Origin of the sequence: Gleimia hominis, assembly GCF_002871945.2 — a bacterium.
Taxonomy (GTDB): domain Bacteria; phylum Actinomycetota; class Actinomycetes; order Actinomycetales; family Actinomycetaceae; genus Gleimia; species Gleimia hominis_A.
This window is the reverse complement of sequence record NZ_CP126963.1, coordinates 1877390-1897525: the sequence shown is the minus strand read 5'-3', so window position 1 is coordinate 1897525 and position 20136 is coordinate 1877390. Positions and strand designations below refer to the sequence as shown.

Here is a 20136-nt window from a genome sequence, read left to right as displayed (position 1 = left end):
AGTGTTAAGAAGCCACCTATAAGGGGTCATGCAATGTCGATGTCCGAAACACAAGGTACTTTTGCGCAAACGTGCACGATTGAACTCGGCGGTTCGTCTGCAACTATTAGTGCGCGGGGGGCGACGCTACGCAACTGGGTTGTGGAGGGCCAGCAGATTGTGGACGGGTACGTGAGTGACGCGGAACAGTCCACGCTCGACGGATTCCGGTGTGCGGTGCTGGTCCCCTGGTCGAATCGGCTTGCGAACGGGCAGTGGGCAGACGCTGACGGCACCACGTACCCCGCGCCCGCGCCAACAATTCCGGATGGGGAAACGGGTTTGCACGGTCTCGTGTTTGAAGCTCCTTTTACTGCGCGTGTAGATGAACCCGGCCGGAGCGTAGTGTTCACATATCACCTAGAACCTTCAAGCGCGTACCCGGGTGCGCTCGACATCGCGGTGACCTACACGCTAGAAACCACGAACACGCTGAGCGTAAAAATCGCGGCCACAAACGTGGGCGAGCAAGCAGTGCCGGTGGCGCTCGGGTGGCACCCGTACTTCCTGCTGGAGGAGACGATTGGACAAGACCCACAATCAGCCCCGCGTATCGAGGTGCCCAGCAGGTACCTGGTTAACACCGACGCGAAACTCATCCCCCTAGATGCCACAGCCGCGTACACGGCACTTGAAGAACCCGGCTTAAGCGGGCGGTTCCAACAAGAGGTCGGCACTAGCCAAAACGTGCTTTCGGCTGAGTGGGACCAGGCGGTAACCGGGCTGATACCAGATAGTGACGGGATCTGTTCCGCGCAGCTAACCACTGGGCGGCGCACGATAACCGTGCAAGCGGACCTACCCACCGGCGTGGGTGAGGGGAACTTCCACCTCTACACCGGGGCGGGGCTTAAACGCGGCCCCTACCAGAGTGTGGCAATGGAACCGTGCCAGTTCATCCCCAACGCGTTCAACCGCCCAGAACTCGCTAACGCTCTGCAACTGCAGCCCGGGCACACAAGGGCACTAAACATCCGCGTACACGCCACAAACAACGCGGAGTAAACCATTTGCAAAACTGGGCCGCGAGCGGCGCTCGGGAAACACCCGAGCGTTTAGTAAACAGTCCGCTTATGGTGAGTGGCAACCACAGTGCCTTTAGTAGTGAGAGGTCACCACGGTGCCTCGTGGGAAACAGCTTGTTCAAGTACAGTTCGCTTAGTAGTGGGAGGCCACGACGGTACCCATCGGAGCCCACTCGTACAGTTGCGCGGCCGAACCCACCGGTAGGTTCACGCAGCCGTGCGAACCAGCGGACCCCGCGTATCCGAACGAGCCGCGCCACGGCGCCCCATGAAGAGCGTAGTTGCCCGAGAAGTACATTACCGACGGCACCCCCGGAGTCTCATACTCCGACCCATCGAAATCCGTTCCCCGCATCGTCTGTGTCGGATACTTCAAGTAGATCCGGTGGATCCCCGTAACCGTTTCCCAACCCGGCGCGCCCGGCACCATTGGGATCGGCCCGATCTCCGGCGTTCCCCCATTAAACGCCGTGACAGTGAAGTTAGACAGGTTAATATCTATCCACTTCTCCCCATCAGACGCCTTGTAGTACAAAGACTCCGCTGCCGGCGCCACCACCTTCTCATCCCACTTCGCCTCCGTGGTTTTCGCGGTGAACGCCCCCTCGTAGTCCTTACCAGCCTCGATCGCCTGCATCATATCCGCCGCGACCTTATCCACATTGTTAACCGAACGGCCCTCTTGCGGCTGCGACACCGTCTGAATTACCTTGCCGTCCTTATTAACCTTCCGCTGCCCATTTTGAGGTTCCCGGTTAACGTAATCGTCCGCCGCTTTCTGCACCCACTTACTAACCGCATCCGCATTCAGTTTCAGCGCCTTCTCCCCACTTGGCTTGAGGTCCACCCACTCGGTGCGGCGCGAAATACTGGGAACAATCGACTCGTCCTCGTACTTAATCTGCACATTCGTTTGCGACAGCTCCATCGCTTTATCCGCCAGCTGCTGCGCGTCCGCATCCGTAATATCCGGCTCGCGATCCTCGTAAGCTGCTTTCACCGACCCAGACTGCAGTGACGACGCCGCTTTCTTACCTGCCGCAACCAACGCCTTCGTGTCTAACGTGCGGCCCACCTGGCCGGGTTTAACCGAGAAACCCTTCCCATCGTCTGCGCGCACCACCTGCGCATTCTTAGCTTGCTCAATCCCCTCAGGCAAAATGGATGACACAAAATCTTGGGTCGCATCCAAATTGGGCGACACCACCGGATCCACAGTGCGGGCCGTGAACAACGCTTTAAACCGCGCACCCACCGACCGGTTCGGTTCAAGCACCTTCTTAACCGTGTCATCCACGTTGATTGGCGTACCAATCTTGTTGAGGTTAGCCACGAACTTCCCGTCCGGTGTCTGCACTGACACCTGTGACTGCTCATTTTTTTGCTGCAGCAGCGACTTCAATTGTGCCCGGTTCATGCCCGCCACGTCCACATTCCCCACGTGGGTGCGTGGGAGCGCGCGGTTCGCATAGTGGGACCCGTACCAGATTCCACCCGCAGCCAACGCCAGTAAAGCCACCAGCGCGGCCACAGCGATCCATAGCCACCGTTTAGAAGCCGCGGTTCGCACTATTAAACCTCCACACTTTAAGGATCCGCATATTAAGGGGACGACCGATGTGCACATACCATGGTATTTGATTTCCACCCCAAATCCCATGAATAAGCCAAAATCACGCCTAGTTCGTGTTTAAGTTCACGAGTGGTTTAGAATCGAAGAATCAGTCTACATGGGAGTGTTTTATGGCTTTTGATGACGGCGCCACCTCAGACAAGCAACCAGACCGCGAAATCCTCACCTGGGACGGTTTCGGAGGGGCCGCGCGCGAACTCGCAGCACAAATCGTTAACAGCGGATGGATGCCCGACCTGATCGTAGCTGTGGCCCGCGGCGGACTCCTTCCCGCCGGCGCACTTTCTTACGCCATGGGGCTAAAAGCGATCGGCACCATGAACGTAGAGTTCTACACCGACATCGCAGAAACCCTCCCCGAACCCGTTCTACTGCCCCCACTGATGGACGTGTCTGAGCTGAACGACAAGAATGTGCTCGTCGTGGACGACGTCGCGGACTCCGGGAAAACCCTGAAGATGGTCATGGACCTCATCAACCAAGACGGCTTATCGTTAGACGGAAAATCCACCATCACCGTGGATGCACGCAGCTGCGTTATCTACGAAAAATCCCGCTCCATCATTAAACCCGACTACGTGTGGGCCAAGACGGACAAGTGGATTAACTTCCCCTGGTCTACCCTGCCGGTCATCAAACCAGACCAGGCGTAACAGGCCAGGTATAGCAAAAAGGCGGGCCCGGCGCAGAGGGCGCTAACCCACCGACGTGCTGCCGCGCGGTAGCGCTAGCCGCCCGGTTGGGCCCGGCGCAGGGGGTGCGAACCGACCGGTTCGGCTCGGGTAAGTCGCGCTACCGGGCAGTCAAGATGCTGCGCGGGATTACTGCGGGTTGAACCACGCTTTGTAGAAGGCGTAGAAGTTCAAGTTCCCCCACGTGGTGCACTTACCGCCCCGGCCGGATAATGCTTGTGGGGACGGCTGGTACGGCGTGTAGTTATACAACCCAGCAGTCGCCTGGTTCTGCACGTACACGACCCCGAACCCGCAATCCGGGTCCACGTCGTACGCAATCTGGTTATTCTGCCCGGCTTTCACATTGTATTTCTGCGGGTGCGCCCGGTACATCTTAAACTGCCGGGCCGCCCCGTACACTTGCCGGGCAAACCCATAATCCTCTGGGTTGCAGTTCGTGTGGTCTGGACACCCGTACCCCATCGCGATCTGATACCGCGCCGGCGTCAAATCCGCGCCCGACGCCGTGATCAACCCCTGTTCCTTCTGCAACGTCACCAGCAAAGCCTGCGGATTCACATCACACGCCTGCGCGGCCTTGTAAATAATCGCGGCCGCAGAATCATGCTTCTTACCCGCAAACGGTTTTACACAGTACTCGTTCGCACCCCAAGATGGAGAATCCTCCACGTACTTCGCTAAACACGCGGTACCTTCTGCGCCGGTGCGGCACCCTTTATTCCACTTGGCAATAAAATCCGCCACTTGCTTTTCCGTCATAGCTTGAGGGTTGAAGAATACCTCATCGGAAATGATATTGCCCGCATCAAACCCTTCCGCACTCACCGGCGGTAGGGTCGGTTCTGGATCCGCATGTGGTTTAGGGGCGCGCGGCGTCGCGAGCTGAACCACCGCGAACAGCGACAACACCACTATGGCTGCCACAATAATGAACGGTAGATACACCGAATCCGGCCCCCGCCCCACCGCAACGCCGGCGTGTTGGTTGCTGCGCGCGCGCCCGCCGCGATTGGTTCCAGACGCGCGGCTTCTGCGGTTTGAACGCGCCGGCTTGCGAGCGCCAGTGCGCGCCGGGCGTTTACTTCGAGGCGGCTTCGACATGGTCCGCTATTGCGTCAACAGCGCTTTCAATCGTGTCCAACGTGGTTTCGAAATCCTCCTGCGTGCCATACCACGGGTCCGGCACATCCAACTCGTAAGACGGTGCGTGCTCGCCTACCGCCGGGTCAAAGGAGCGGAACATGCGCAGGTCCACCACTGATGGGTCGCCCACTGGACCATCCTTTGTAACCTTCACGTCAACCATCTGAGCCAGCCGCTCCACCTGCTTGTAGTGGCCTGTAGTCATCGCGAGGATCAGGTCGTACTCCCCTACCTCCTGGGGTTGCACCTGGTGCGCATGATGATCTGGCACATCGTAATCGGCGTCCCGCAACGTTCGGGCAGCCCGCCTATCAATCGGTCCGCCATGTTCCTCATCGGAAATACCAGCCGAATCCACCTGCGCAGATACGCCACGGGCTTCCAACCGGTCGCGCAACACCACCTGGGCCATAACAGACCGGCAAATATTACCCGTACACACCATCAAAACCTTGTAAACCATGGCCCCAAGCCTACCCGACGCGCAGTAGCGACAGAACCCAGGGTAAGAAGACTCACCGAAAACCCGGGTGGATGCAGCACTCCCCGCGCCTGCGAATGGGAAAACAGGTGGGTAGCGGTCGTTGACGCGCGTGCACATGGGAAAACCCGGGTCTAGCGCAGACCCGGGCTCTCAGCGGTATCAGAGTGTTAGAAGTCCCAGTCCTCGTCTTCCGTATCTTCAATCTCCCCGATCACGTAGGAGGAACCGGAACCCGAGAAGAAATCATGGTTCTCATCCGCATTCGGCGACAAAGCCGCCAAAATCGCAGGGTTCACGTCCACAGAATCCGCGGGGAACAACGCCTCATAACCCAAATTCATCAACGCTTTATTAGCGTTGTAACGCAAGAACTTCTTCACGTCCTCACTCAAACCCAGTGGATCGTACAGGTCTTCCGTGTACTCCTCCTCGTTGTCATACAGGTCATCCAACAGGGTGAACGTGTAATCCTTCAGTTCATCGCGACGCTTCTGCGAAGCATCCCGCAACCCCATCTGGTACTTGTAGCCAATGTAGTAGCCGTGCACAGCCTCATCGCGAATAATAAGGCGAATCAGATCCGCAGTATTCGTAAGCTTCGCATGCGCAGACCAGTACATCGGGGCGTAAAAACCAGAGTAGAACAAGAACGACTCCAACATCGTCGAAGCCACCTTCTTCTTCAGCGGGTCATCGCCCTCGTAGTAAGACAAGATGATCTCCGCCTTCTGCTGCAACTGTTTATTCTCTCGTGACCAGCGGAAAGACTCGTTAATCTCCTCGGTGGAAAGCAGGGTAGAGAAAATCGACGAATAAGACTTCGCATGCACAGACTCCATGAACGCAATGTTCGTGTACACCGCCTCCTCATGTGGCGTACGAGAATCGGGGATCAGCGAAATCGCACCCACCGTACCCTGCAACGTATCCAACAACGTGAGGCCCGTGAAAACGCGGTTCGTCATAGTTTTCTCATCGTCGGTCAACGTCTTCCACGAGGGAATATCATTCGACAACGGAATCTTCTCTGGCAACCAGAAATTACCCGTCAGCCGATCCCACACCTCAAGGTCTTTGTCGTCCTCAATCGCATTCCAGTTAATCGCCTCAAAAACCGGTTCCGTCACGCTTCCTCCTTCAACATCAACCAAACCATCTTCCCACACCCAAACAACCGCGCAACAACCCAGGTGGGGCTACGCCTGCGTGCCCAAGGTTTGACGGGCCTTCGCGCTAGCGTACGTTGCGGCCCCCGCGAGCGCAGCCAGTACTACAGCCTGCTTCACGTGCGGCAGTTTTTTGCCCTGGCGTTCCTTGCGTTCCCCGCGGTGCAGCAGCCACCGTTCCGTTAAAGAATTCACGTAGATTCCCGCACCGATCACACCGGCGCAAAGCGCGATCTGCGCGGCCACAGGTAGCTGCGCCAGCGAAGTATCCTCAAACAAATGTTTCGTATCTTCCTTGGATTCTTGCCACATTCGCGCAGCCTCAGGCACATGCGCAGCATAGTATCCAACCGCCGCGACGATTCCTGACTTAGCGAAAAACCGGGTCACAGACGAACCAGTTACGTCCGGCAGCGCATACCACGCGAGCGTTGACAAACCCGCCACCGCGGCGTTCGACTCCGCCGGGTAGCGTTCAAAAAAGTCATGTGTTTTCTTACAACACGTCGTTACTTGCTTCATGGCTTCACCTTCCATCCAACTGCCCCTACACACAGTTTAGATTGGTACGCCCACATTCTTAACCCCTGGTTTACAAGAGGGTTTACAAGAGGACGGGTTAGGGAAAAGGCGAGGTTCGCTCGCGGGCTGGTTCGAAGGGGCAGGGACCAACCGCGTGTCTTTTATGCGAGGTGCTGGGCTAGTACCTCAAGAATCATGGTCAGCGAAACCGCACCGGCATCGGGGGTACCAAGCGACTTCTCACCCAGCGGACGGGCACGCCCAAGTTTCGCAACAATATCCTTTGTTTGCTCCGCCCCTGAATGCGCTGCCTGCGCGGCTTGCGTCCAAGTGTGCCCAGATTGCAGCTCTTCCACCGCTGGGGCCAACGCATCCACCATCGTCTTATCCCCCACTTGCGCGCCGCCCAGGCGCTGCACGGCCTCAAGTGCCGCCGCGGCCGCACGCGTGTAAGCAGCTGAATCCGGCGCGTCCTCATCACCCAACGTGGCTCCGAATGCTGTGATTAAAGCGCCCCACAGGGCTCCTGACGTACCCCCAGCTGCTGCCGACCACGCGTCTCCCGCACCCGCCAGCACCGTAGCCACTCCACCGCGCTGCTCCGCTAGACGTTTGGCTTCCACAGCGGCGGCTTTCGACCCGCGCGCCATCCCAATCCCGTGGTCACCATCGCCCGCCACCGCGTCAATGTGCCCAAGTTCGTCCTCTTTTTCCCGCATGAGGGCCGCTACCTGCTCTAACACGTCAACCACGCGGCTCGCGGTCTCCTGTGACGGGGCCGAACCTTCCCGGTTCACCTGCACGGCTTCGGGCCGTGTGGCAAGCACCGTGGTGTCCGCCTCCACGGGTTGTAAGTTCCCCTTGCGGTACGCCGGCGTGTCACACGCCGCTGCCCAGTAGCGTTCAATCTGCTCATCAGCCCACACCAGTGTTAACGAGCAGCCCGCCATGTCCAACGACGTGACGAACTCCCCGACCTCCGCGTCCACAATCTCCAGGTCCGCGCCCCGCAGGCGCCGGGCAATGTCGCCGTAGAGCACGAACAATTCCTCGTACTTCGTATCCCCCAAACCGTTGACAATCGCTACCACCCGGCTCCCCGCTCCCTCAGGCCGGTCTGCTAACAAGCCATCAACTAGAAGTTTCGCAACCTCGTCCGACGACCCCAGGGGCGCGTCGTGAATCCCCGGTTCCCCATGGATTCCCAACCCGACCCCCATCACGTTCGGGTCCAAACTAAACAGGGGTTCCCCCGCGCCCGGTAGCGTGCAGCCAGAGAACGCCACCCCAAACGAGCGGGTGCGGTCATTCACCTTGTTGAACACGGCCTGCACCTGGTCAATATTCAACCCGTCTTCCGCAGCCGCGCACGTCACTTTAAACACCGGGAGGTCCCCGGCGATCCCCCGCCTTTTCAAATGCTCATCCGCAGGTGCGGAAGCGATATCGTCGGTGACCGCGAGCGCCCGGGCGTCCACCCCCTCGCCGCGTAAACGTTCTATCGCTTGCCCGAAGTGCAGTACGTCGCCCGCGTAGTTACCGAACCCGATTAGTACGCCCGCTCCCCGGTCCGCGGCTTTCGCCACCGCGTACGCCTGCGCGCCAGAGGGGGAAGAGAAAATGTTGCCCGCCACCGCGCCATCTGCGAAACCGGGGCCAACCCAGCCGGCGAACGCGGGGTAGTGGCCAGATCCGCCACCAACCACTACCGCCACTTTCCCCGCATCTACTTTCGTTGATCGCACCACGCCCCCGTATACGGGTTTAACCCATTTGTGGAATGCGTCTGCGAACCCCTCAAGTGATTCTTTTGGAAATTCTTCGGGATCGTTCATTAGGACTGTCATTACCGCACCTTCGTCGTAAGCCAACACGTTTTCTGTGACGTACACTATATTAAGCAACTTGATTCGAAAGAGGTACTATGCGCGCCGCAGTTTTGAACGCTCCCCACGATTTACAGTTGGTTAATAAGGATCAGCCAACCGCTGGGCCCGGTGAAGTGGTTTTGAAAGTTGAGGCTAACACGCTGTGCGGCACGGATTACCGCCTGTTCACGGGGGCGAAAACCTCGGGAGTGCGCCCTGGCGTTGTGCCGGGCCATGAGGTTGCGGGCAGTGTTTGCGAAATCGGGGCAGGCGTTGAGCAGTACTACCCCGACTTGAAGGTAGGGGACCAGGCCACTATTTCCATTGTGGTTTCGTGCGGTTACTGCACGAATTGTTTGCACGACCGCGAGCACCTGTGTTCTAACCTGACGCTGTTTGGGTACGCGTTGGACGGTGGGTTAGAAGAGTACCTGCGGGTACCGGCCCGGGCGGTTGCGCGTGGCAACCTGTTCCCCACCACCAAGCGACTAACCCCGAAGGCTCTGTGTTTGTCGGAACCGATTTCGTGCTGCTTGAATGGTTTAGATCAGTATCGGGTTAACGCGGGCGACACCGTGGTGATTTTGGGGGCGGGGCCGATTGGCTTGCTGCATTTGCAGTTGGCGTTGCTGCAGGGGGCGGCGCAGGTGATTGTGTCTAACCGCGGTTCTGAGCGCCGTGCCACCGTGGAGCGTCTTGGTGGTGTTGGCGTGCATCCAGATGATTTACCGCGTGAGGTTCGGGCCCGCACGGCTGGTATGGGTGCGGACGTGGTGGTGGTCTGTATTGGGGCGGTGGATTTAGCGAACGATGCGTTGGAGTTGGCGCGCCCCGGTGGGCGGGTTAACTATTTCGCAGGTTTCCCTAAGGGCTCCACGTCGGTGATGGAACCGAATTTGATTCACTACAAGGAGCTTCAGGTGACGGGTGGTTCGAATGCGCGTCGACGCGACGTTGCGCGAGCTGTTGCCCTACTGGAATCGGGCGTGATTGCCGTTGATGAAATTGTCACGCACCAGTATCCGCTTGCAGATATTCATGATGCTTATGAGGCCGTGCGCGCGCGTAAGGGCGTGAAAATCGCGGTGATTCCGTAACCGCGGGCTGAGCGGCGTGGTTACCTACGGTTTGCAGCATTGTGCTGCGCGTGCCGGCGGGTTTGCCTACGGTTTAGGCCACGGGTTGGGGCGGCAGGCCTGCATGTGGAGGGTCTGTTGCATCATGACGGGGGCGAGGGCGCCGGCGGTTAGGCACTGCTGGTGCCCGTAGCCGATGGCGTGGCCCATTTCGTGGTTAAGCACGTATTGGCGGTACTGCTGCACGGTGCCGCCAGCGCGGAGGAACTCTTGCGCTCCTCCAACCCAGCGGTCAATGTTGATGACTGTTACGTTACCGTTGTGACACGATGTTTCGCCCGCAGTGTCCAGGGGAGCGCAGAGTTCGTCTACTTTTTTCGGTGACGCTAAAACGAGTGTGGTGTCCCCTTTTTGCCGCACCTGTTTGAAGTTCCGTCCCCATCCGCGCGGGTCGTTAAGAGTCTGTGCCACTTCGGTGGCGAACTGCGCGCTGTCTACCGGCAGCCCATCTTCGACCTGCAGTACGTATGTGAAGTCTTTACCTTTAGTGGACTTTAACCCAGCTGGTGGGGACACGTTCAGTAGTGCCCCCGTTCCCCGGTTCTTAACGTCTATTGATGTAAGGCCCCCAGCTAGCGTTTTTGATTCGGGTGCCGTGAACACGCGGTCTCCACTGCCGGTTTTACCATAGGCAATGAACCGGCCGGCACTGGCGCCGCTGAGGGTGTTCGCAGTTGAAACTAGTTTGCTGGCGTTTGAAACCGTGGTTCCGGTAGCCAGCGGGAGGAATGGTCCGCGCGCGTTCTGGGCTGCGATGAGCATTGAAGCGGGGTCATCCGCGGACGCCACCACTACCGCACTGGAGCGGGGAACAGTGCGAGCAGACGCAGCGTTTAATGCGACCGCGTCGATGGATCCGCCCAGTAGTTGGTTGCCTGGGTGTTTGCCAGAAACTTTGGTCCAGGTTTTGGAATCTAACCCACCTACAGCCACGGTGATGCGTGGTTTAAGCGTGTCCAGCGTACCCATTACCGAGTCTGGGTTAGCGGGGTCTACTAGCAGCACGGGACCGTCCCCCATTGAGGCAGCCAGGCTCGCATACACCGACGCGTCCGTACCGGTGGCGTCCACTAGGTAGGCGGTTTTAGCGCCTGAGGGGAACAGTGCTTGCGCGATCTTAATAGAAAGGTCTTGCGGGGTTTCGGCTGCCCACTGTTCGGTTTGCACCGCTGCTTCTGCCCCGGATGTTTTGAGGGATTCTTGCGCTGCTCCCGCTGCGGTTTCTAACGCGCCCACGGATACGAGTGCTTGCCCACCTACGGCTACCACGCGGGTTGGTGATAGGCGCCCCACTTCTTCGCGCACGCTTTCTGGGAGCGTGCCGTCTGCGTTCACGTATAGGACGGGGCCGGGTTGTTCACTGTGGCTTGCGGCCGCGATGGGCAGCACGGAGTCCACGTCGTAGGGGTTAACCAGGTAGACGGAGTCCGCGTGTTTACCGAACTGGCGCGATGCCGAAGCCACGGACATTTCTGTTGGGTCAGTATCGTACCGCACCAGTGCCGTCCCGTTTTCAGTCACTTCCGTAGCGGGCTGAGCTGCGGGCGCGGCAAATGCGGGTACTACCGGGGTGGCGGCGAAAAAGGGTAGGACTAGTGCTGCGCACGCCACTTGCATTCGCTTCAGCAACTTCTGTCCCATAAGCCCCTATTATCCCGCCTCCCCTTGCCACATACAACCCGTTTGGCTAAGCGGTGGAAAACTCCACACTCAACCCATTTGAGCAACCGGTGGAAAACTCCACACTCGCCCCGCTGTGGTTACCGGTGCGCTAGTTCCATGAGGTGTTCCAGCACCCCGGTGCCAGACCGGATCCCGTCGTGCTGGTATTCGTTCGTCACCCACGTACGCACGTTCGCGCAGCGAGCGGTTTCGCGCGACAACTCCACGGGCACAAACATGTCCTCTAAGTACACGGCTCCAGCGCACGGCCGGTCGTTGCTTTGTAGAACCTCAGGATCATAAAGGGTGGGCCAATCCGTGAAGGAGGCAAGCCGGTGCGCCAGGTTTCGCATTGGTACGAGCGCGGGGTCTTCGTCGAACAACCAGGGGTAAATGTGCTCCCCCGTCAGGTAGATCGGGTCGCTGCTCTGCAGGTCTGGTTCGGGTTCGAATCCGGGGAGGTTCTCGTCTTTCACTAGGCGCCACGCTCCCCAGTTTGTTGCCTGACCAGCGAGTTTAGGGGTGGTTCCAGCGTAAATCGTTTCGTGCAGCAGGCCGTACATCGGGTTGTCCCCCATGGAGACGTTGCGCCAAACCATGTCTAAGAACTGCGTGTTGAGCCGCTTGGTTCCCCGCACCGTGACGAACGGGTCCTCAAAAAAGTAATGCAACTGGTCGAACCCGGCGTCACCACCCAGGTTCATGCCCAGCATGCGTAGCCGCCGGCCCGTCAGGCGCTCTCCGGTAGGTAGGGTTTCTTCCGTTTCCCGCAGGTGTTTTAGTACATTCTTGAGGGTTTGCGCGTCCCGCGGGTAACGGTCAAAGTACACGCGGTTGCGCGCCGCGGTGCGCTGGTAGGTCAACTGGTAGATCGTGTCGATATCCACCAGGCCGGGGAGGCCACCGGTGAAGTACACCTCCGACAGTCCCTCAGGCGCAATCGATAAATAAGTGGTGTTAATGAACCCGCCGTAGGACTGCCCGAGGGACTTCCACGGGTGCCCACCGTTTATCTGGTGACGGAGGAACTCTGCGTCCCACACGATCTGGTCGGCGCGGAAGTGCTTTACGTATTCCACTTGATCTTCCACCGTGTCGAATGCGGATAACGTCAGGTGGTCAAGGCGGGTGGAAAGCCCGGTACCGCGCTCGTCCATGAGAATCACCCGGTGGTTCTTGAGCGCGTGCGCCATCCACCCGGTGGCGGGGTTACCTGGGCGGGGAGCGCGCCCACCCGGCCCACCTTGCATGTAGATAATCGCTGGCTGCTTGGGGTTCGGTTCGCGGTCCGCACTGATTTCGCGGGCAAATAGGTTTATTTGACGCCCGTCGGGATGCTTGTGGTCAAGGGGGACGCGGAAACGATGCTCCCGCACCCAGTACCCCCGCTGCTTATAAATCACGGGGCCGGGTTGCGCCGCTTCCCGAGGAGCCGCTTCCCGAGCAGCCACTGTGGTGCGCACGGGGGTTGGGGCGCCGGCCGGCTTATCGCCGGGCATGTCGAATAATCCTGCGCCCATATTCCCTCCCCTATTTATATTTGCGCGATTTGTATTTGCGTACGAATCGAAACCCGTACCTGCCCGCTGAGAGCGCGGATCAGCACTCATGCGTGCGCCCTGCGAGCGCTGGTCGTCACCACTGCCTACCCCCTGCGGGTTGGGCTGCGAAGAACCGCTGGGTTTGAAGCCCGGTCCGGTCTGCGGGGTTTTGCCTTCTTGGTACGCTTTTGAGCACGCGACCGCGCGCTGGTCCGCCATTTCGTTTAACGCGTTCCCAGAGTGGCCTTTGACCCATTCGAATGTGACGGAGCGATGTTGTAAGTGCGCGTCAATGCGCTGGATTAGTTCCGCGTTCTGCACCGGTTTTTTTGAGGCGGTGCGCCACCCGTTACGTTTCCAGTTGTGAATCCACTGGGTGAGCGCTTTGATTACGTACTGTGAATCCGCCATGATCCGCAGTGGTTCATCCACGTGCTGGGTTTGTTCTAGCAGGTCAAGCACCGCATGCAGTTCCCCAATATTGTTTGTTCCTGAGGGGAAACCACCTGCCCTCCACGTGTCTTTATCTACCACCCACGCCCAACCGGTTGGCCCGGGGTTACCTAACGAAGATCCGTCTGTAGCTGCAACAATCGTCATGCTCTCCAGTGTAACCACTCACACTGCAACCACTCCGGCTATCCACAAGCCAGTTCGCGGACGCGGCCCCCTCCCGGGCCTGCGCTAAAAGGGAACCCGATGTAAAGGGTGCCCGTCGCGAAAAGGCCAACCGTACTGAGAGGCCACGATGGTGGGGGCCCGCCATAAAAGGGGCCCGCGATGGTGGGGGTACCTGTGATGAAAGATGGGGGATGAAATATATGATGAGGGGCGTGGAAACGATGGATAAAAGCGTGTCTGCGCACGGCGATTCGAAGACGCTGCAGGAGTTCGCGCTGGGGCGCCTGTCACGCTTCATTCCATCTTCAAACACCGGGCTGGTGCTCGCGGCGGTGATGTGGGTGGTGTCTATCTCCCCGTCTTTACTGCCCCGCACCTGGTGGTTCCAAGGGGTGGCCAGTGGAATCCTCATCACTTACGGTTACGCGCTGGGGGCGGCGATAGGTGGGGTGTGCAGCTGGCTCGTGTCTGCCGCTCGGATCCGTTTTTCCGCTGATGAGCGCTGGCTCACCTGGGGGGCGCGCCTAGTTGCGCTCGTGGCTGGCATGTGGGTGGTCATCACCCTGATTCGTTTTTACCGCGCCCAAGAAATCTCTGCGAAACACGTGCACATGGAAGCGCTCACGCCCGTATCGTTCCTGTGGGCGAACCTGGTGGCGTTACTTTTTTGCGTGACCATGGCGGGGATTTGGTGGGTTATCCGCGGCGTTTTCCACTGGGCTGTCAGCCACGCGCCCCGCGCCATCCCGAAGTGGTTAGCCCAGTTGGGTGCCACCATCCTCGTGGTTTTGCTGGTTATTTTTGTGGCGAACGATGTTGTGTTCCGCACTTCTGTTGAGGCGTTCTACCGTTACGCTGCAAACACGGACCGGCAAGTACCTCAAGATTTGAAACAACCTCAAGAAGTAACGCGGTCTGGTTCCCCCGGGTCGTGGTCGCGGTGGGAGGACATCGGTCTGTACGGGAAGGAATTTGTGGCGGCGGGCCCGCGCGCGCGTGATATTGAGGAGGTTACGGGCAGGTCTGCGGTGGAACCAATCCGGGTTTACGCGGGTTTGGTTGGGAAGAACCATTTGGGGTCGGGGCCTGATTTGGAGGCGGGGGCGGCTCTGGCGGTTAAAGAAATGGACCGTACGGGGGCGTTTGACCGGCCGGTGGTGGTGTTGGCAACGTCCACGGGAACGGGGTGGTTGGATGAATGGCAGATGCAACCCGTGGAGTATTTGACGGGTGGGGACTGCGCGATTGTGTCGATGCAGTACTCGTTTGTGCCCAGTGCGATCGCGTTTTTGTGGGAGTTTGAAAGCCCCAAGATTGCCGGCAAAGTGCTGTACAGAGCGGTGATGGACCGGGTGAATCAGATGCCGCCAGATAAACGCCCGGCGGTGTATTTGACGGGGAACTCGTTGGGTGCGCTCGGGTCGCAGGCGGCGTTTGATTCTGGGGAGCAGTTGGTGTCTGGGGCGTCGGGAGCGCTGTGGGCGGGCACGCCAAACGCGTCCAGTTTGCTGCGTAAGTTAACGCAGCAGCGGCATTTGTCTAGCCCTGAAACTGCGCCGGTGGTGAATAACGGGGAGCACATTAGGTTCGCAACCAGTACGAACAGTTTGTACAAGGACGTGTATGGGCGGGACCTGCCGGAGTGGGAGTTCCCCCGTTCCCTGTTTGTGCAGCACACTACGGACCCGGTGGTGTGGTGGTCCCCGCAGTTGTTTACGCGTCAGCCGGATTGGTTGAAGGAACCACCGGCAGACAGGCAGGCGCCGCACATGAATTGGATTCGCCTGGTGACTGGGGTGCAGGTGCTGGTGGATCTACCGGTGGCGGGGATGGCGCCAGATGGTGAGGGACACACGTACCACCGGCAGATGGTTCCCATGTGGCAAACCGTGTTGGGGCTGGACCACCCGCAGTGGAAACCAGCTGGGAAGAACCCCTATCGAGATGCGGATGCGGCGTGGTTGAACGAACGCATGGTGCGCGGCATTCAAACCGCGATCGCGAAAAACGTCTACCAGTAGCAGTGGCTGCTGGCGCGCATTGCCTGCACGGCCCTGCGGCACCCTAGTTCGCGCGGCCCTGTGGCACCCTAGTTCGCGCACACCCCGGTGTCCACATGCAGGCGGCGCTCTGAGTAGTAACTAGCGGTGGTCTGCGCATCGCGGAGTTGGTTGCGTTGGGATGTGTGCGAAAATGGTGGGTATGAGTGAGTATCGTTCGAAGAATTTCCATTCGCGAGGCCAGAACTTCGGTGGCCAGAACCACGGGGGCCGAAATTATGGTGGCCCTGGTTATGGGGGTAACCACGGTGGTAACCGCGGCCGTAATTACCGGGATAATCGGGGGAAGAACCGGGAGTTTGAACGCCGCAAGGGCACGGACGCGGACTTGGTGGATCATCTGAACCGGCTTGATGGCCGCAATTATGGTTCGTACAAGTCTGTGATTGGCGATTATGATTACGGGGATTTCAACGTGCACATTGACCGCGTGCAGTCTGACCCGTATGCGCCGCCGTCCCAGTTGCGGACCACTGCGGATCCGAAGCAGATGGGCATTCCAGAGGATTTGTTAGATACGCCGGATAAGTGTTTGGCGGTCGCGGATTTTTTGGCGCGCGATTTTGCGCATCATACGCGGGATGTGAACGATCTGCGGATTGCGCGTTGTGGCCAGGAGATTTTGGAGCGTTCTTACGCGCGGGTGACCGCCTCTGATGTGGAGTTGCGTTTCCAGTGTCAGTTCCCCGCGCGGGGCCGCACGATTTTGGGCCGCACGATGGCGCATTTGGCGGATGTGGAGATTCCGAATGCGATTATTGATACTTTCGATTTTGTTTCGGACCATTCTGCCCCGCACATGGATGCGTTGCGCCGGCACGTGCAGACGTATTTGGATTACCAGCACCTGCAGGGTTTGTTGGTGGAGAATGGGTGGATTGGTTTCGTCGCGGATGGTTCCGTTTTGGCGCGCCGGTCTGGGATTTCGGATTTGCCGATGTCTGAGGCGGTGGCGTTCTCGGCGCCGCAGTCGTTGCGGGTGAGCGTGGATTTGCCTTTCGCTGGCCCGGTTGAGGGCATGGCGATCCGCCCGGGGGTGACCCTGATTGTTGGTGGTGGCTACCATGGTAAGTCCACTTTGCTGGGGGCGTTGCAGCGCGGTGTGTACGCGCACGTACCCGATGATGGGCGTGAGCTGGTGGCTTTGCTGCCCGATGCGGTGAAGGTCCGGGCTGCGGATGGCCGCGCGGTGACGGGTGTGGATGTGTCCGCGTTTATTAACGACCTACCTGGCGGTGGGGATACCACGGTGTTTTCCACCGAGAACGCGTCGGGTTCCACGTCGCAGGCAGCGTCTATTGTGGAGGCCTTGGAGGTTGCCGCTCCCGTTGTGATGATTGATGAGGATACGTCCGCCACGAACCTCATGATTCGCGATGAGCGGATGCGCCAACTGGTGGCGGCGGATAAGGAACCGATTACCCCGTTTGTGGATCGGATTGAGGGTTTGTCGAATGCGGGTGTGTCCACGATTTTGGTGATGGGTGGTTCGGGTGACTACCTGGATGTGGCCGATACCGTGTTGATGATGGATCACTACGAGTGTAAAGACGTGACGGAGCAGGCGCGCCAGGTGGTGGCGAGTATGCCGCGGGCGCGTAATGATGTGCCGGCGTGGCAGCCGGTGGCGGCGCGGGTTCCGCAGCCGGGTAAACCGCAGGGTGGTAAAGCGAAGACGCGTTCGCGTGGTTTGGATCAGATTTCGCTTGACCGGCAGGATATTTTGCTTGGTGACGTGGAGCAGATTGTGGATTCGGGGCAGACGAACGCGATTGCGTGGGCGATCCGGTCGCTGACGGACCCGAATCGGGCCACTGGGTTTGATGGGCGCACTACGTTGGCGCAGGCGTTGGATTCGCTTGAGGAAGTGGTGGATAACCACGGTTTAGATGCCCTCGGTGGTGGGGATAAACCCGCGTTCTTTGTTCGTCCCCGCCGCGTGGATATCGCGGCTGCGTTAAACCGGTTCCGGTCCCTGAGGGTGAAGCCTATTTCTGAAGTTGAAACCGGTGCCGATACCGATCTGGGTTCCGCTGCTGCCGCGGATCCTAATTCGCCTGAGACACTAGAAGATTCGGAAGGTGCCGCCGAACTCGATTAGTTGGCGAATCTGTTACGCGGCGTCTTCAGCGCATTCGTTTGCGCGGCGTCATAGCCGCTTGGCATTATTGCCGATCGGTGAGTAGTTGTTTGATGGTTTCGAGACTAGCCCCCATCATGGGGGCTAGTATTTCGATGCGTTCAAATACCTCATCCATCTTTAAGCCACCAAGGGAGCTGTAGAAACCGGCCATTCCCGCGACTATGAAGGTTTGCGCCACGTCAATGATCTGTTGCTGTTCAGCATTCCCTTTGGGGGTTTCGGCGCCATCTTTGACGTTCTCGGGGTCGCTTGCGGTGCCACCATGCGTGCGGCCCGGCTCGCCCGCGTTCGGGCTACGTGTGGCCCCGTTTTGGTTTGTTCGACTGTTGTCTGCGCTGGGTAGGTCGATTAGCAGGCGCTGGAAAACACTTTGCACGTTTTGTTCCAGGAGTTGTCGGAGCACTCCTTTTTCGTCCGACGGTAGTTGCAACGCTACGTAACGCAGTACGTCTTGGTGGTCTTTGGGGATTGATTTGGCAACACTGATGCCTTGTTCGATTTCTGCGAACGCGGCGAGGACACGCTGGAATTTGCGTTGAATATACTTCTGCTCGGCTTCGCGGCGCACGTCCAGCAGGTTCTTGAAGTGGTAGTAGAACGTGGTGCGGTTGCAGTGCGCACGAACCAGTAGTTGCGCCACCGTTATTTGTGAGAATGGCACTTGTTGCGCCCAACGCCAGTACGCGTCCACGATCCTTTCGTTTGCGGGTACGTGGTCTTTAGTTTGCCGTGGCCGAGCCATCTTTCCTCCCTCAAATTCCCTCAAACTACTATCCAAAACTAGCCATCAAATAGCTGTGGAACCGCTATTGCAGTGTTGCTTAGCAACAGGTGTTATTTAGTTGTGTGTGTTGCTTAGTCGTGGGTGTTGATTGCAGTGGGATTCGCGCACGTTTGTTGTCTGCCCGTGAGTTATTCCGACAAAAATCTGCGAATCATTGTATTAAGGATGGGTAGCGTTTAAGTACACTTAATTGTACATTCAGTTGCATTATTGAAAGGTGAAAGATCGTGAGCACCAGGTCTTTTCTAGGCAAGAAGAAGCCAGTTGGGCAGCGGGCTAGTAAACCGGCGGAGTTGGGCTGGTTGTTGGCGTTGGTGGCGCCCGTGTTGGGGCTGTTGGTTGCGGCGTTGGTTGTGGGCCCGTTGTTGGGTATGAATCCTCATAATCTGCCGGTGGCGCTGGTGAATGCGGATCAGAAGGTGGCGGCGCCAAATGGGCAGAGCGTGGGTGTGGGTGAGAAAATCGCGCAGTCCCTGTTGGATGCCGATCAGGATCTGGTGGAGTTTCACGAAACTGGTTTGCGCGAGCCAAAGAATAGTTACCTGGCCGATTACAGCGGGTACTACGCGGAGGTTCGGATTCCGAAGGATCTTTCTACCCAGGTTTTGAGGGCGCAAACGGATGCTGGGCAGCAGCCGAAGGCGGTGCAGATCCCGGCGGTGACGGTGACGATTAATCAGGGTCGGAATCCGCTTGCTGCGCAGAGTTTGACGGGTGCGTTCACTGCGATTAAGCAAAAGCTTGCGCAGCAGGCTGGTGCCGGTGCGCCCCCGATTTCGCTTGATATTAAGTATGTGAATGAGGTTCCGACCGAGTGGGGTTTCAAAGCGATGATCGCCCCAGTAATGCTGTTTTTGCTCACGTTTATTGCTTCTATTGCGGCTGGTTTCGCGGCGTGGCGGACGATTAGTTTGAAGGCGTGGCGGATGTCGTCTAGGTTCTTGAGGGCGTTTGCACAGCTGTGCGTCGGTGCTGTCGGCGCGTTGATTGCGGCGTTTGGCGCTGTGTGGTTGGCGCAGTGGGTGACGGGGATTAGTTTGCCGTTCACTAAGTTGGCAGTGTTCTTGGCGGTGGTGTCGTTCGCTTTCGTGTGCCTGACTGTGGGTGGTATGGGCTTGTTTGGTAAACGGGGTTTGGCGGTTCCGATATTGTGCATGGTGCTGGGTATGTCGACGTTGACGTTGCCGCGCCCGTTTTTACCTGGGTTTTGGCGCGATTGGATTTACCCGTGGATCCCCCCACGTTTTGCTGGTGAGGGTGTCCGCGCAATCTTATTCGCTAACGAACCTGTAATGAACGAATCAACAACCGCCCTGTTGTGGGTGTGCGCATTCGGGATTGCCCTGCTGGTAGGTGCGGCAGTGATAAGTAAGCCTGCAGCTGCATTGGTTGAAAAAGCAGAGGCCGCAAACCACAAGGACACAGCTACGAGCGAGGTCGCAGACAAGCAGAGCCCCTCGGCGATTGACTGACTGAACTGGCTATATCTGCGCCGGTTTTGTAGCTGACATCTCCCAACGCATACACGAACCCACCGGCTGCTACACGATGCTTATAGCACCTAGTAGTGACCGGTGGATTCGTGTAGTTTCTAACGTGAACGCCTGCTCATAT

Annotated in this window: 15 protein-coding genes; 6 read left to right on the top strand and 9 right to left on the bottom strand. The window is 58.5% G+C overall.

The features are described from left to right. Positions 1-33 precede the first annotated feature (33 nt). Positions 34-1044 (top strand): aldose 1-epimerase, encoded by a 1011-nt coding sequence (locus tag CJ187_RS08360; RefSeq protein ID WP_102216493.1) that lies wholly within the window; start codon positions 34-36, stop codon positions 1042-1044. Between the two features lie 153 nt (positions 1045-1197). Here CJ187_RS08360 and CJ187_RS08355 read toward each other — a convergent pair whose 3' ends face one another. Continuing rightward, positions 1198-2634 carry a L,D-transpeptidase family protein gene (locus tag CJ187_RS08355; protein WP_158237729.1) on the bottom strand — a complete coding sequence of 479 codons (1437 nt, stop codon included), beginning with the start codon at positions 2632-2634 and terminating at the stop codon, positions 1198-1200. Positions 2635-2807: 173 nt separating this feature from the next. Here CJ187_RS08355 and CJ187_RS08350 point away from each other — a divergent pair, with 173 nt between their 5' ends. After that, a complete protein-coding gene (locus CJ187_RS08350) occupies positions 2808-3350 on the top strand; it encodes a phosphoribosyltransferase (RefSeq protein WP_102216495.1) in 543 nt (180 codons plus the stop codon). 168 nt (positions 3351-3518) lie between these two features. Here CJ187_RS08350 and CJ187_RS08345 read toward each other — a convergent pair whose 3' ends face one another. From CJ187_RS08345 to CJ187_RS08325, 5 genes are all read right to left on the bottom strand, one after another. Further along, positions 3519-4493: a hemagglutinin gene (locus CJ187_RS08345; RefSeq protein WP_102216496.1), complete on the bottom strand. Its 975-nt coding sequence runs from the start codon at positions 4491-4493 to the stop codon at positions 3519-3521. Next, the gene (locus tag CJ187_RS08340) at positions 4471-4998 is read right to left on the bottom strand and encodes a low molecular weight protein-tyrosine-phosphatase (RefSeq protein ID WP_102216497.1); all 528 of its coding nucleotides are present in this window, start codon (positions 4996-4998) and stop codon (positions 4471-4473) included. Before CJ187_RS08340 ends, CJ187_RS08345 begins: the two co-directional genes overlap by 23 nt. 188 nt (positions 4999-5186) lie before the next feature. Beyond that, complete coding sequence (gene nrdF / locus CJ187_RS08335; RefSeq protein WP_102216498.1) at positions 5187-6146, bottom strand: class 1b ribonucleoside-diphosphate reductase subunit beta; 960 nt, start codon at positions 6144-6146, stop codon at positions 5187-5189. A gap of 69 nt (positions 6147-6215) precedes the next feature. Continuing rightward, on the bottom strand, positions 6216-6707 hold the full coding sequence (locus CJ187_RS08330; protein WP_146003089.1) for a hypothetical protein: 492 nt from the start codon (positions 6705-6707) through the stop codon (positions 6216-6218). 161 nt (positions 6708-6868) lie between these two features. Further along, on the bottom strand, positions 6869-8599 hold the full coding sequence (locus CJ187_RS08325) for a dihydroxyacetone kinase family protein (protein ID WP_269843577.1): 1731 nt from the start codon (positions 8597-8599) through the stop codon (positions 6869-6871). Positions 8600-8631: 32 nt separating this feature from the next. On the opposite strand from CJ187_RS08325, the gene CJ187_RS08320 reads away from it, so the two are divergent. Further along, positions 8632-9672 carry an alcohol dehydrogenase catalytic domain-containing protein gene (locus CJ187_RS08320; RefSeq protein ID WP_102216500.1) on the top strand — a complete coding sequence of 347 codons (1041 nt, stop codon included), beginning with the start codon at positions 8632-8634 and terminating at the stop codon, positions 9670-9672. A 66-nt stretch (positions 9673-9738) separates the two neighbouring features. On the opposite strand, the gene CJ187_RS08315 is transcribed toward CJ187_RS08320, so the two are convergent. Continuing rightward, positions 9739-11352, bottom strand: a complete 1614-nt coding sequence (locus CJ187_RS08315; RefSeq protein ID WP_102216501.1) for a DUF3152 domain-containing protein — start codon at positions 11350-11352, stop codon at positions 9739-9741. A 119-nt stretch (positions 11353-11471) separates the two neighbouring features. After that, complete coding sequence (locus tag CJ187_RS08310) at positions 11472-13514, bottom strand: alpha/beta fold hydrolase (protein WP_102216502.1); 2043 nt, start codon at positions 13512-13514, stop codon at positions 11472-11474. 212 nt (positions 13515-13726) lie between these two features. Here CJ187_RS08310 and CJ187_RS08300 point away from each other — a divergent pair, with 212 nt between their 5' ends. Next, a complete protein-coding gene (locus CJ187_RS08300; protein ID WP_102216503.1) occupies positions 13727-15556 on the top strand; it encodes an alpha/beta-hydrolase family protein in 1830 nt (609 codons plus the stop codon). Between the two features lie 181 nt (positions 15557-15737). Beyond that, a complete protein-coding gene (locus CJ187_RS08295; RefSeq protein ID WP_102216504.1) occupies positions 15738-17696 on the top strand; it encodes an ABC-ATPase domain-containing protein in 1959 nt (652 codons plus the stop codon). Between the two features lie 64 nt (positions 17697-17760). Here CJ187_RS08295 and CJ187_RS08290 read toward each other — a convergent pair whose 3' ends face one another. Then, positions 17761-18480, bottom strand: a complete 720-nt coding sequence (locus tag CJ187_RS08290) for a TetR/AcrR family transcriptional regulator (protein ID WP_102216505.1) — start codon at positions 18478-18480, stop codon at positions 17761-17763. 269 nt (positions 18481-18749) lie between these two features. Here CJ187_RS08290 and CJ187_RS08285 point away from each other — a divergent pair, with 269 nt between their 5' ends. Further along, positions 18750-19994, top strand: coding sequence for a YhgE/Pip domain-containing protein (locus CJ187_RS08285; RefSeq protein WP_158237731.1), 1245 nt, complete (start codon positions 18750-18752; stop codon positions 19992-19994). Positions 19995-20136: the final 142 nt, after the last annotated feature.